The sequence below is a fragment of the Natrialba sp. SSL1 genome, from assembly GCF_001861355.1.
Classification (GTDB): domain Archaea; phylum Halobacteriota; class Halobacteria; order Halobacteriales; family Natrialbaceae; genus Natrialba.
Genome location: NZ_MASN01000004.1, coordinates 75057 through 89523 on the forward strand (window position 1 = coordinate 75057; position 14467 = coordinate 89523).

General features: G+C 62.5%; 9 protein-coding genes. 7 read left to right on the forward strand and 2 right to left on the reverse strand.

Going from position 1 to position 14467, the window contains the following annotated elements:
- Positions 1-9: 9 nt before the first annotated feature.
- From BBD46_RS01860 to BBD46_RS23025, 6 genes are all read left to right on the forward strand, one after another.
- Positions 10-1035 carry a phage late control D family protein gene (locus tag BBD46_RS01860; protein WP_071400067.1) on the forward strand — a complete coding sequence of 342 codons (1026 nt, stop codon included), beginning with the start codon at positions 10-12 and terminating at the stop codon, positions 1033-1035.
- Complete coding sequence (locus BBD46_RS01865; RefSeq protein WP_071400068.1) at positions 1032-1769, forward strand: phage baseplate assembly protein V; 738 nt, start codon at positions 1032-1034, stop codon at positions 1767-1769. Before BBD46_RS01860 ends, BBD46_RS01865 begins: the two co-directional genes overlap by 4 nt.
- 116 nt (positions 1770-1885) lie before the next feature.
- Positions 1886-2176: a PAAR domain-containing protein gene (locus BBD46_RS01870; RefSeq protein ID WP_006653060.1), complete on the forward strand. Its 291-nt coding sequence runs from the start codon at positions 1886-1888 to the stop codon at positions 2174-2176.
- Positions 2177-2179: 3 nt separating this feature from the next.
- Entirely contained in the window at positions 2180-2578 is a 399-nt protein-coding gene (locus BBD46_RS01875; RefSeq protein ID WP_071400069.1) for a GPW/gp25 family protein, read from the forward strand.
- Positions 2579-2617: 39 nt separating this feature from the next.
- A complete protein-coding gene (locus BBD46_RS01880; RefSeq protein WP_071400070.1) occupies positions 2618-6229 on the forward strand; it encodes a baseplate J/gp47 family protein in 3612 nt (1203 codons plus the stop codon).
- 273 nt (positions 6230-6502) lie between these two features.
- Positions 6503-10843, forward strand: coding sequence for a putative baseplate assembly protein (locus tag BBD46_RS23025; RefSeq protein WP_253184467.1), 4341 nt, complete (start codon positions 6503-6505; stop codon positions 10841-10843).
- Between the two features lie 137 nt (positions 10844-10980).
- Here BBD46_RS23025 and BBD46_RS01895 read toward each other — a convergent pair whose 3' ends face one another.
- Positions 10981-11952, reverse strand: coding sequence for a quinone oxidoreductase family protein (locus tag BBD46_RS01895; protein ID WP_071400071.1), 972 nt, complete (start codon positions 11950-11952; stop codon positions 10981-10983).
- Between the two features lie 376 nt (positions 11953-12328).
- Here BBD46_RS01895 and BBD46_RS01900 point away from each other — a divergent pair, with 376 nt between their 5' ends.
- Positions 12329-13597, forward strand: a complete 1269-nt coding sequence (locus BBD46_RS01900) for a tyrosine-type recombinase/integrase (RefSeq protein ID WP_071400072.1) — start codon at positions 12329-12331, stop codon at positions 13595-13597.
- 214 nt (positions 13598-13811) lie between these two features.
- Here BBD46_RS01900 and BBD46_RS01905 read toward each other — a convergent pair whose 3' ends face one another.
- Positions 13812-14459 carry a helix-turn-helix domain-containing protein gene (locus tag BBD46_RS01905; protein WP_071400073.1) on the reverse strand — a complete coding sequence of 216 codons (648 nt, stop codon included), beginning with the start codon at positions 14457-14459 and terminating at the stop codon, positions 13812-13814.
- Positions 14460-14467: the final 8 nt, after the last annotated feature.

Here is a 14467-nt window from a genome sequence, read left to right on the forward strand (position 1 = left end):
GGTGTTCCGATGAGTCCCGAACTGGATAACCATCCGCGGTACTCGCCGCGGTTTACGGTTCAGATCGGTGAACAGACGTTCCAGGAGCCGGGCGGTCGAATCGCCGATCTCGTGGTCGAGACGACGTTCGAGGGCGCAGACCGGTTTTCGTTTGCGCTGAACTATCCGTTCGACGAGGAACTGGACGAGTTTGCCGGGCTCTCGTGGGACGACTTCGAGATCGGAACCGACGTCGAGATCTCGATGGGGTACGGCGACGACGGACAGCTCACACCACTGTTGGCCGGGAAGATCCAGTCGATCACCAGCGAGTTTACCGTCGACCGCGGCCCGTCGGTGCAGGTTGCTGGTTACGGGCTGCTCTGGGAACTGATGCAGGGAACCCGGTCGGATTCCTGGTCGGAGACGACGATTGGGTCGGCTGTCGAGGACGTACTCTCGTCGTATCCGTTCTCGTCGGTCGTCGTCGAGGGTGCAGACATCAAACGCGAGAAACTCATCCAGAACGACTGTAGCGACTACCGGTTCGTCCACGACCTCGCCTCGACGTACGGGTTCGAGTTCTACGCCGAACGGGATACTGTCAGGTTCGTCCCGCGCTCGTCAGCGGTGACCGATGATCCAATCGACGAACTCTGGTACGGGGAGGCACTGCACGACTTTTTCGGCGAGATCACGCAACAGAGTCAGACCCACGAAGTCGAGGTTCGGTCGTGGGGCATCGGAAAGAAGGAGGAAATCATCACGACTGCGGGCAGTTCCAACGCGAAACACAAGGAGGTTTTCAGAGTCCCAGCTATGTCACGCGACGAAGCCGAACGGATCGCAGAGACGAAGTACAACCAGTTTTCGGACGGGATCGTCCAGGCCCACGGCGAAACCGACGGCATCCCTGACCTGCGTGCGGGAGAGACGGTTCGATTCGCCGAACTCGGAACCCGCTTTTCGGGGACGTACCATCTCACGAAGGCAACCCACAGAATGGGTGCCTCGGGGTATCGAACCACGTTCGAAGCCGTGGAGGTGCCGTCGTGAGTCGACCGAGCGTCTTCGACGGTGAAACCGCCGACGGCGGCATTCAGGGTGTCGTCGTCGGTATCGTCACCGACAACGAAGACCCGAAGGACCTCGGCCGCGTCAAACTTCAGTTCCCCTGGCGTGACGCCGACGACGAGAGCTACTGGGCGCGTGTCGCGACGCCGATGGCCGGCGACGAATACGGCGCCTACTTCCTGCCCGAAGTCGACGACGAGGTGCTCGTCGCCTTCGAGAACGGCGATATTCACAACCCCTACGTCGTCGGCTCGCTCTGGAACGGCAAACAGCAGCCACCCCAGCAGAACGACGGGGACAACGACGTTCGTGAGATCCGCTCTCGGTCCGAACACACGATCGCGTTCGACGACGACGAGGACGGCAGTATCACCATCCAGACCAGCGGTGGCCACGAAATCGTCGTCGACGACTCGAAGAACACCGAAACAATCGCGATTCGCGACGACAGCGGGAAAAACGAACTGACCCTCGACAGTTCGTCGGGCACCGTCTCGATCACCGCCGACGACGAACTCGAGTTGGCCGCGCCGACGGTCCGGATCGACGGCTCGAAGACGGTCGACATCGACGGCGGCACGTCCGTCGAAATTGCGAGCAAGAATACGATCGATCTCTCGAGTAAGGCGCGTCTTGACATCTCGAGCAGCGGGCTGATGGGGATCGACGCGACAGGACCGTTGACGATTCGAGGTGCGATTATCCAGCTTAATTGAGCAGTTGTACCGACTGACGAGCACACCGTATCCACACGACCGCGGAATCGGCGCACCACTCTCACACAACGGACACACCACTGACGTACCACTGACGCACCATTGACAACGTATCCATGAAACCAGCAGCACGACTCGGCGATGCGACCGCACACGGCACGCCGTTGACCGGTACAGCGAGCCCGAACGTTCTGATCGGCAAGCGCCCGGCCTGGCGTGCACTCGCAGACGTGCATACCTGTCCGCTCTCTTCGGGCCCAGTCCCACACGTCGGCGGAACCGTGGCGGTCGGTAGCACCAGCGTTCTGATCAACAAGATGCCGGCGGCGAGAATGGGCGATACAATCATCGAGAACGGCCCGCCAAACACGATCGTGGCGGGTTGTCCAAGCGTTCACATCGGGTGAGCTATGGCGGACGAATTCCTCGGCACCGGCTGGCAGCATCCGGTCACATCGGACCACCGCGGCGATATCGAACTCTCGAGTGCCGGCGACGACATTCAGGAGGCGATCAGGATCATCCTCGGGACGGCAAAGGGCGAGCGGATCATGCGCCCGGAGTTCGGCTGTGAGATCCACGATCACGTCTACTCGGCGGCCTCGCCGGCGACGCTGAACCTGATCGAGAGCAGCGTCCGCGAGGCACTCGTTCGCTGGGAGCCCCGGATCGATATCGTCGACGTCGACGCACGAACTGCCACGGATGACCCGAACCGAATCCTGATCGAAATCGAGTATCACGTTCGGTCGACGAACAGCCTCTCGAACATGGTGTACCCGTTTCACATCACGGAGGGTGATGGCTGATGGCGCGAGCGCCGTTCCGTCGCGGCGGGGTGGATATCTATGCGTGAGGGGCCGACGATCGACGACCGGGAGCAGGCGGACCTCTTTGAAACCCTGCTTGACCGCGCAGATGCCTACACCGACGAGTGGGATCCCCACTCTGATGACGTCGGTCGAACGCTGCTTCGTCTCTTCTCGACGTTCGAATCCGGCGTCTGGAACCGGCTGAACGAGGTCCCCGAGAAACACCGCCTCGCGTTCCTCGACGCGCTCGATTTCGACCGTCGACCACCGCAGGCAGCCCGCACGCCGCTGACGGTTAGCGTCTCGACTGATCTCGATCGTAACGTCCCGATTCCGGGCGGAACACAGGCCGTCGCGGCTGCAGGCCCCGACGACTCACAGTTGTTCGAACTCCCACAGGACGCCGGATTCGAGGCGACGCCAGCAAGACTCACTACCGTCGTCGGCGTCGACCCACCGACCGACCGGATCGTCGACCACAGCGATGTCCTCGAGACCGAATCGAAGACGCTGTTCGTCGGCGACAACCGCCAGTCACACGTCCTCTATCTGGGCCACGAAACCGTCCTCACGCTCGCAGCCGGCTCCTCGCTGTCGATTTCCATACAGTTAGACGCCGCCGCGACCGCAACCTCACCCACCGCAGAGGAGTTCTTCGATGCCACCGTCTGGGAGTACTACGGCGAGGACGCGACCGGAACTGCGGGCTGGCACCGGCTCGAACAAGTCGGTGACGGAGTTCACCTCGGCGAGGACGCCGGCGTCGAAGCGCTCCAGGAACAACTCGAGTCCGACCTCTCACGACGCGAGGATGCGACCACTGACGACACCGCCGCCGAACGGACGTTCCGGCTTCCCGGACAGACACTCGAGTGTGCGGTCAACGAGTGTGACAGTCGCTGGGTTCGCTGTCGACTCGCCGATGAGACGGCTGTCGTGTCGGCGGCGCTCGAGTCTGTCTCGTTGCACGCGGCGAGTAGCGGTGAGGATGGCGGGATGGAACCGGATATGTTGCTGTCGAACGACGTGCCGCTGTCTCCGGCCGACGGCTCGATCAAGCCGTTCGGACGGATTCCACAGCCACCGGCGACGTTCTACGTGGCTTGCGAGGAGGCGTTCACGAAGCCGGGCGGCGTGGTCGATCTCGAGTTTGTCCCGGTTGGGGGTGTGGCTGCCGATGGTGATCGCAGTGGCAGTGGCAGTGGCAGTGGCGGTGGGAGTAGCAATGGCAGTAACAGTGGCACTGCCGATAGCGATGACGGTGGGGGTGGGCCGTCTGAGAACCCCAACGGAACCGGAGATCGCAATGGCGATGGTACCGGGGTTGGCGATGATGCGTCTAGGAGCTCGGACGCCTCGGATACAGGGACGGACACCGATGGTATGGCGGCCGGATCGACTCCGTCGGATGCGCTCGGCGGCTCCGAGCAGTCGGCGGCCGCGGGGATCGGCGTGCTCGGTGGCCCGCCCCGCCTCTCCTGGGAGTACTGGAACGGCGACGGCTGGACGCGTCTCGACGGCGTCGAAGACGGGACTGCAGCGCTCACCGCGCCCGGAACCGTCCGATTCGAGCTCCCCGAGGATATCGCGTCGACAACAGTCTCCGGCCACGATAACGTCTGGATCCGGTCACGACTGGTCAGCGGGAACTACGGCCAGCCGTCGTTCGACGTGACACGCGATGGAAGCCGAACGATCACGGACGAACCCGACCCGCCAGTCTTCGGCGACGTATCCGTCCAGTACGACCGCGGAGACCAGCCCGCTGAAACGGTCTTCCGATACAATAACGCGACTTTCAGCCCCGACCTCTCGAACCGATCGGACTCGATCGTGCCGTTCGTCGACGTGCCAGACGACCAGCAGACGCTGTACCTCGGCTTCGACGACGTACTCGAGAACGGTCCGCTGTCGCTGTTCGTCACGGTCGAGGATGCGACGTATCCACGGTCGTTCGATCCGGGGATCGAGTGGGAGTACTGTGACGGCGTTCGGCGTGCCGGCGACGATCATGCGTCTGCTCGCTATTCGTGGTCGAAACTCGACGTCCGCGACCGGACAGGTGGCATGACTGAGCGTGGCATCGTGACAGTGACCGTTCCCGGCTCGACGAGTGCGGTCGAGTTGTTCGGACACGAACGCCACTGGATACGAGCGCGGGTGACGAAAGACGAGTTCGAGACGCAGGCGGGTGGCATGGCCTCGGATGCACCCGTTCCGTTCGACGCTGACAATGGGACTGACTCTGCTCCCACGTCTCTACCGGGGTTTGCTGACGTGAGTGGAGGTGACTCGAGTAACTCGAGTACAGCGGCACATGCTGACGATGGACCACCGGCGGGTGCGGGTGTTCCCACCGACCGAACCAGTACGCCGCCGGTTCTCGAGGGACTGTATCCGAACACGCAGTGGGCGTACAACACCGTCACCATCGAGGAGGAACTGCTCGGCTCGAGCGATGGGTCACACGAGCAGTCGGTTCGCTGTTCACACGCACCCGTGATCGATATCGAGGTCTGGGTCGACGAACTGTCGACGCTGTCGGCGAGTGAACGCCGCCGCCTCACAGCGGAGCGACCCGATGCGGTCACGACGGAGTACGACGCCCGCGGTGAGCCAACCGCCTTCTGGGTGCGCTGGCACGCAGTTGCGGACTTTCTCGATTCGTCGCCAGCGGACAGACACTACGTCGTCAACCGCACGCTCGGTCTCGTTTCCTTCGGTGACGGCGACCACGGTGCGATTCCGCCGGCCGGCCAGGACAATATTCGGGCGACGTACACGACCGGCGGCGGTAGCGACGGGAACGTCGACGCCGAGACGATTACCGATCTGAAGAGTTCGATCGCGCTCGTCGAATCGGTCTCGAACCCGCTCCCGGCGGACGGTGGTGCCGATGTCGAATCGACGGACACGCTGGTCTCGCGGTCGACGAACAGCCTCAAACACCGCGGCAAGGCAGTGACCGCGAGCGACTACGAACGGGTCGCTGCTGCCGAATTCCCAGAACTCGCACGGGTGACGTGCGATCCCGCGCTTACGTCCACAGCCGGCAGTTCCACCACACAGGTTCCCGTTCTCATCGTCCCACACACCGAGCGAGAGAAACCAGTGCCGTCCCTCGCGCTCAAAGACCGCGTTCGTGAAACATTGACCGAACGCGCGCCGGCGTCGCTCGTCGCCGCAGACGACACGGGGATCGTCGTTCGCGGCCCGAACTATGCCGACCTCTCGGTCGATGTGACGCTGGAGGCAACAGCGGTCACGAGCGTCTCGGTGCTCAAAGAAACGGTTCAGCGTCGACTCGAGGCGTTCCTTCACCCGCTGTCGGGTGCCGACGGGGACGGCTGGGCGTTTGGCACGCTTCCGACTGTTACACAGCTCAGTTCGGTCATTGCCGAGATCGACAACGTGGCAGCCGTACTCGAGTGTCGCGTGCTCGTCGAAACGGGTGCCGACCGACGGCTGTTGTCCGAGTTGGCGGCGTACAGCAGCCAGCCATTGCCCCGCGACACGCTCGTCTGTAGCGGTTCACACCAGGTGTCGGTGACCGTGGGTGAGTCGGATGCGGCTGGTAGTGTGGCCGCAGAGTCGACGTCGGACTCGAGTCCATCGCTCTCGGGGCGAGATTCGAGGAGGGAGTTCTGAGGATGGCTGCTAGCCGGCGGTCTGCAGCGGGGGACGGCGCAATGAGCCGACCATGCCGGCATCGAGGATCTGGGTGGTACCGGGGAGGACGACAGAGACGCCGAGGGCGGCAAGCACAGCGAGGACAGCGAGGACAGCGAGGACAGCAAGGACGGCAAGGGAAGCGACTATCGCGCGTACAGCACACGACCGAGAGACGGTGAGTGAGAGACGCGGACACGGACACGAACTCGAGCACGACCACAAACACAATCGCGAACACGAATACGACGCATGGGACTGGACATACCGGAACTCGACGACCAATCGTACGACGAACTGCTCGAACAGGCGACCACACTCATTCCGGCGTACTCGAGTGAGTGGACCGATTTCAACCCGCACGATCCGGGGATTACGATTCTCGAGGTCCTCGCCTGGCTCACCGAGACACACACCTATCAGCTAGACCAGATCACTGACGAGCATCGGGAAGCGTACCTGCGGTTACTCGGCTACGAACGCCGACCGCCGACGCCGGCGACGGCCCGGATACGGCTCGATCCGCCAGATGATGTAGCCGGTACGCGACTTCCGGCAGGGACCTCGATGGCGGTTACGGATGGAACGGAGAGCGTCTTTCAGTTCGAGACCGATCACGAACTGACGCTGACGGCTGCCAGCATCGACCGCGTGATGACGGTCGATGAGACGGGGACGACCGATCATCGGAAGGCCAACCGGACCGACGGTATGTTCTATCGTCCCTTCGGCGATACCGTCGATCAGGACGCCTGTATCTACCTCGGATTCGACCGCGATCCGTTCGCGAACGCCGACCGCCTCACGCTCGCAGTCGCGTACCACGACGACAACCTACCCGACCCGACTCCCAGCGCTGCGGACCGACCCACGTTCTCGCCGTCCGTCGAACTGACCTGGGAGTATCACACCCCGGACACAGAACACTGGCAGCCCCTCTCGGTCACCGTTGACGAAACAAACGCGCTGTATCGGGACGGCTACCTCGAACTCGTCGCTGGCGAGACGACTCCCGACGGTCGCGATCAGCCCCGATCGCCCGGTGATGGTCGTCTTGAGACACCGCCGATCGAACTCGAGGACGGATCGGTCTGGCTCCGCTGTCGCGTCGACACACCCGACTACGAGTTCCCGCCACAGCTCGATGCGATCAGGACGAACGTCGTCACAGCCAGCCACAGCGTCTCGGTCACCGACGAACAGCTTTCGCCGATTGGTGCCGGCGCGAGCACTGCTGGCGGCGCTATCGCGACGGGGAGACGGAGTACGGACACCGAACCGATCCTCGACGGCCAGACGTACGCCGTCGACCACACTCCCGTTCTGTCGGCAGCCGTTCGCGTCGACGGCGAGCAGTTCGTCGAAGTACCAGACTTCGTCGCCTCAGGACCGGATGACCCACACTACGTCCTCGACCGCACGCACGGCCACATTACGTTCGGCGACGGCATTTCCGGGCGCGTTCCCGACCCCGATGCGACGATTACCGCCGACTACGTCGCCGGGGGTGGCACCGCAGGCAACGTTTCCGACAGCGCAGTCTGGCGGCTCACCGACTCGAGTACGGTCGACGGCCCTGGCCCGGCCGATGACGTCTCCGTAACCGATATCGACGTCTCACCCCTCGGCTCGGCGACGGGCGGAACCGACCGCGAGAGCGTCGCGGACGCACTGCGACGGGCCAGACGCGACCGACGCCGTCCACACCGGGCAGTGACGGCGGACGACTACAAGGCGCTCGTGTCGCGCACGCCGGGCCTCAGAATCGGACGGACGAACGTCGTCGTCGAGAGCGGGGGTACGACCGTCGTCGTTGTCCCCTACGCACCTGTCGACGTCCCGAGTCCGGAACCGAGTGAGGGCTTTCTCGAGGCGATTTATCGGCATCTCCGCGAGCGGACGCTGCTAACCGACCGCGTACGGGTGACCGGTCCACAGTACGTCCGACTCGAGTTGGACGTGACTGGCCGAACCCGTCCGCGATACACCGGTGGCGGATACGAGGCGGCGATCACCGAGGCGGTCGAATCGTATCTGCATCCGCTGTACGGGTACGACGGGTCGGGGTGGCCGTTCGGACGCACACTCGAGAGCGGGGAACTCATCGAGGTGATCGAATCAGTCGATGCAATCGACCAGATTTCGGACGTCTCGATGACCGCCTACGGCGGAACGGCGCTCGATGGACGGGTGATCTCGATCGACGAGACATCGCTGTTCACCGTCGAGACGATCAGTGTCGACCTTCGGTCGGCTGACGATGGGGGGGTACGACGCATGACGTTCTCGTACGCGACGACGGTCAGTGAAGCCGACTGGACCGAGTGGATCACCGATCAGACGGACGTTGCAGACGGGGGACTGACCCTCGCACGAACGGCGTCGATACAGGAGTCGACACTCGGTGAGTCCGTCGTCGACCTCGCCGTCGATCCAGCCGGAATGCTCTACACGCTCGATGCCGCCGGGCGTCTCTCGCAGTACAATCCGCGAACTGACTCGCGCCAGCGGTTGCTCGATAGCGCCGACCTGTCGCTTGAGGAGCCACGGGCGATCTGTGCCAGCGAGAGCCGCGTCTTCGTCGCGGGAGCGGACGACGAGCGAATCGTCACGGTCTCACCGCGGCTTCGAAACGAGACCGGGGCGCTCCAGTCGCCGATTGCAGCACCGGTCGAACTCACCTTCGATAACGGCACGATCTACGTCCTCGACGGCGACGAACGCATCGCCTGTCTTGGGACGACCGAGGAACTCACGGTCGACTGGTGGGTCCGCTCACCGGTCGATATCGCAGTCGCCGACGACCTGCTGTACGTCCTCGATGCGGTCGACGACGAGCCGACTATCCGACTGTTCCGGGGCGAACGCGAGGTTCGAACTGACCACTACCCACTGTCTACGGACGCGTTCGAGATCGACGGCACCCGATTCGTTCCGACTGCAATCGCCGCACCACGTGGCTCGCTCGTCCTCGCAGGCACGGTCCACGGCGAACGGGGATCCACGCACGGGCTTTTCGAGTGGGACGAGACCGCAGGCGAGTTCGAACAGCGCCACGAACTCGAGGAACGCTGTCGACGACTCATCAGTCGGCCGCTCAGCCACAGCGATCGGCGCGTCTTCTATGCGCTGGTCGGTGAGCAACGCGTCTGCTGTGCCCTCCAGGAACGACAGACCGTGGCAGCGCACCCACACCGTGATCGCCACGTTGGGGTGGCGTTTCACCGGTACGATGCCGGCGTCGACGATATCTCCTGGCATCGTCTCGCGCTCGATCTCGCACGCTCGTCTGCGAGCACGCAGGTCCGGCTTCGATACGCCGCGACGAACGAGCCAACTGTTCTCCCGTTCGACCGCGAGGCGGGCGACAACAGAAAAAACGGCGAAGAGAGCACCACCGGCGAAGACAGCGAAACCAGTACAGACGGCCAGCACAGTGACAACGGCGATCACACAATCCAGCCCGAACTCGATGCACTTGCGGAAACGGCCCGCTCGACCCTGCGATCCATCGGCGTCGATTCGGTGTGGGAACTCGCGAGCACACCCGCCGCCCACCTCGCGGACAGAGACGAAGAACTCGAGACGACCACCGTTCGGTCCTGGCAGGAAACGGCACGTCGAGCACTCACCACGCACGCCGAGACGGCGTGGACGCTCGTCGACGAAATCGACCCCGAGGACATCCTTCTGCGCGACGCGAACGGCCGGTACCTCTACGTCGCCGTCGAACTCGTCGGGACGCCAACCGCTGCGCCGCGAATCGATGCCGTCACTGCCTACTGTCCTCGCCAGTCCTACCTTCGATACCTGCCGGAACTCTACCAGAATGACGATCGATCGGCACAGTTTCTCGAACGGTATCTCTCGACGTTCGAGACCTCGTTCGTCGATATCGAGTCCGAGATCGAACAGCTTCCGCGCTACTTCGATCCTGATGGGGTTCCGAGCGATTCGCTCGCCTGGCTCGAAGACTGGCTCGCCGCAGACGAGTACCGCGACTGGCCCGAAAGCGCCCGTCGTGAGTACCTGGCACGAGCGCCCGAACTGTACCGGAAACGGGGTACCAGAGCCGGACTTCGCGAAACGCTCGCGCTCTACCTTCGGCACGCGAACCCACGCGGCGGCGTTTCCGAACCTGCGTCTCACACACGACCGACCGACGACCGGTCGGCTACGGCGGACGAGTCGGCCGCGACGACCGGGGTGTCCGATTCCGACACGTACTCGAGTCGCCCTGGTGGTGACCTCGAAACCGGTCATCGGCTCTTTTTCTTCGACGCGACGGATTTCGACCGGGCTGACAGCGCTGTCGTCGAGCGGGAGTACGGCTCGATGTTGGCCGGAGAGCGGTCGTTCGCGCTCTTTTGTGGCCCCGTCGACTCAGAGGCCGAGCGCGCTGCGATCGAGACAATCGTCGAGACGGAGAAACCGGCACATGTCGACGCGCGGGTCCTTGCACTCGACGATGAATTCGTCCTCGGCGACCAGACGTTCCTCGGACTCAACAGCGCACTCCAGACGCGGACGTTCGCGATGGGTGAGGCGGTTCTCGGCGAGGATACTGTTCTCGCGGGTCCGGATTCGATGTAAGGCGAGGTCGAATTACGGCCGGAGTGATTCTATGATCGACCGGGGTGTCGGTTGAGCTTCCAGCTCTCCATGGGTACAGATTAAGTAAACGACTGGTGTCAATGGAAATCGGTTCTCTGGCCACTCAACCGTCGTATCTACGGAACGACGACAATCTTGCCGGCGATACTCTCCTCCATCACGGCACGATGTGCCACAGCGGCGTTCTCGAGTGTCTCGGTGCGGTCGATGCGGACTTCGAGCCGGTTCGTCTCGAGGAGTCGCCCGAGTCGCTCGAGGATCGGACCGATAGCTGGCAGCGTCGCGTGCGTTGCCAGGTTGGACATACTCATCAGCTGAACGTTGAGCTCCTTCGATCGAGCGACGGCGGCGTTCGGTAGCGCCACAGACTCTCCCGCAATGATCACCACGTCACCGCCGACCGCTGCAACCTCGACATCCAGTTCGGCGTACGTCTCGGGGAGATGATCGAGAATCACGTCGGCACCGGCAGTGGCTTCATGGACTGCCTCGGTTAGGTCATCACGGGTATAGTCGAGGACGGTCTCGGCACCCAATTCCCGGACCATCTCGTGATATTCGGCCCGGGCCGTCGCGACGGGTGTTGCTCCTAGAACGTCGGCGAGTCCGACTGCGATGTGGCCGACGCCGCCGTTCCCGCCGTGAATAAGGGCCGTCGAACCCGGCTCGAGCCCGGCGTGGTGGACGAGTGCCCGCCACGCGGTGACGCCGACGAGTGCGACAGCAGCACCCGCTTCGAAGCGCACACCATCTGGGAGTGGCGCAAGCAGGTCGGTCGGAACTGTCGCAAACTCGGCGAAGGACCCACCCGAAAATCGATCGGTGTGTAATCCGGTCGCGAACACTCGGTCACCGACCTCGTAGCCAGCGACCTCGTCGCCAACTGCGGTGACGACGCCGGCGAGATCCGACCCAGTCGTTTTGGGTCGTTGCCCGGCACCGCGCTCCCGGAGTTTTGCATCGACTGGGTTGACGCTCGCCGCCCGCATCTCGACGAGCACTTCCCCGTCGGCTGGTTCGGGACGCGCAACGTCGACGAGGCTGAGAACGTCTGGTCCACCACCGTTCTGGTACTGTACTGCTTTCATGGCACCTCTGTTACAGCAGTAGCGGATTAAAGGCACCGTCCGTGTCAACTTCTCGCACGGGTAGTCCGCCGACTGATTCGAATGACCGCGCCATGCCTGACCTGATCGTCTTCTGAAGCCGCCAATCGTCCGCTGACGGCCCACTCACTGGTGCCGGCCGACTCCAAATTCCATATAGCGATATACAATTCACAACATAGTGGGCCTTGTAGGCAGTCGAGTTGCTTATTTTGGTTGTCCACCCTGCGACAACCGACTAAGCAGTAGTTTTATACGACTGTCACATTTACTGAGCCGTATGAAAACGGCCGGCTTCAAATCACTCATCCACTCCGAAACTGGGTTCTCACACCGGAAACCGGGCAAATCGTAACGCATGAGCAGCGAACACTACAACTGGTCTCGACAATCCCTCGACGACCTACAGGAAATCTGGCATCGCGAGATCAAGCCCGACCTCCGACGAAACGGCGTCGATCTCACGACACGACCAACCTACCAGGACGTAACTGACGCCGGCTACTCGGGAATTGCCTACGCGCTCCGCGAACACCACGGGCTGACGCTTTCGGAGTTTTTGGCTACTGTGGGCTACGAGGGCGCAGGTCCGGACGCGGACACGGAGACAAACACAGACACGACCACCAGTGGCTCGTCCCAGTCCCAGTGGGACATCGACAACGAACCCACGATCACGGAACTCGAGTCCTACCTGCGAACGCTCGAGCGTCGCCGCCAACTCGCCGAGACGACCGTACGGACGAAACAGTCGCGGTTGGCGACCTACAGCCGAATCTACCGTGAATTACACGGGGAGGCAAACCTTCTGGAGCGCGTTGCTGATCCCAGCGCGGAGAGTGACGAAATTCGGCGTGCGCTCGCAGTGTTCGACGAGTTGAACGCCGAACTCGGTACCGACGCCTCGAAGCTACGCTATCACAGCGATGTCTCCCAGTTCTACGAACACCTCGAACGGCGGGCGAAGGCGTCGTTCAACCCCGTTGAGTCGATCGACGAGGAGTACAACTGGTCACGCGAGGAACCCGATAACGCGACGCTCTCAGCGGAACAGACCCGGAAAATCTACGCCGCTGCGGACTCCCGAGCCGACGAACTGCTCGTTCTCGCCCTCTGTGCGTGGGGACTGCGCCGAAACGAGGTCGCGAGCCTGCACATCTCACAGCTCGAACTCGAGTCCGACGAGCCACACATCGCATTCGAGAAGCGAAAGAACGGCCCGGGAACGGTCGCGTTGATCTACGGCGTACCGGAACTGGCCGATCGAGTCGACAAGCTGGGAGCACACGACCGCGGCTGGTCAGGATACCTATTCCCGTCACCGAACGCAAATCGTGAACACATTACCGGTGAAACCGTCCAGGCGCGGTTTCAGCGCCTCGCAGATCGGGCTGGCGTGCGCGTCCGTGGTGAGCAACCGACGTCAAAAATGGGCCGTCGCTTCTGGTATACGACGTACAACGAAGCGATGAGCGACTTACTCGATAATCTGGACGCAATCGCGGCCGATCAGGGAAGCGCTGACGCGTCTGTTGTGTTGAAAAACTACCTCTCAGAGGCCGAACGGCGGGAGTATCGTCGTGAATTTATGCGCGAGCGGCTCGCAGCGGTGTTTGTAGACGAGTGATTAAGCAATGTCTGTGTTTGCCTGTGTCTGTCTGTTGTTGAACACACTCGGTAAACCACATAGTGCGATACCATTTGCTCCAAGGCGATCGGAAATTCGTTGTGTCGGTGTCTACGTCGAACGCGTGATATGGGAATGATGACGTGCAAACCCTTGCCATCAACAATGGCCGACGGCATCAGTTGTGTGGGGTGCAGTACTCCCTACTCCCAACTCAGAGATGCTCAACGACACCGGCCGCCAGTTTTGCTTCGGCACGTCGGAGGTGGTGGTCAACGGTCCGTCGCCCGATACCCACGCTGTCGGCGAGTTCGGCGGTTGTTATTTCTCTTGGAATCTCGTAGTAGCCGCGTTCGTATGCGAGAAGGAATATTTCTCGCTGTCGGTCGGAGAGGTTCGGAACGGATGAATCGGTCGAGAGCACCGGCGTTTCCAACGGTCCCGCTGCGAGTTCGTGTTTCGAGTCGACGGTAACTGCATAATCGGCGGCAATATCGCGGTAGAACGCGCTCAGATTGTCGCCGTCAATGGCGAGCACGCGGACGACCTTCATCCCGTCCTCGTAGCGAAGCGGCGGGACGAGCAAACAGCTGTGCGTTGCGAGGTACGATTCGATGTAGTCGTCGCCGTGCTGTTTCAGACAGTCGTCGGTGATGATCGTCTGCGTCGTCTCGTCCTGTTCGATTCGTTCGCGGACGCCGACCTCGTCGCTGACGTGGTCGACAACGGCTGCCTGCTGGTCGCCCGTAACGTGGAGCAGGTCGCAGTGATCGTTACACCACAGCTCGATGCTGGTGTCCGTTCGAGCCGTCGACTGTGCGTACGGACTGCCGCCGTCGATCCGGAACACACCCACGTACATACCAGCAG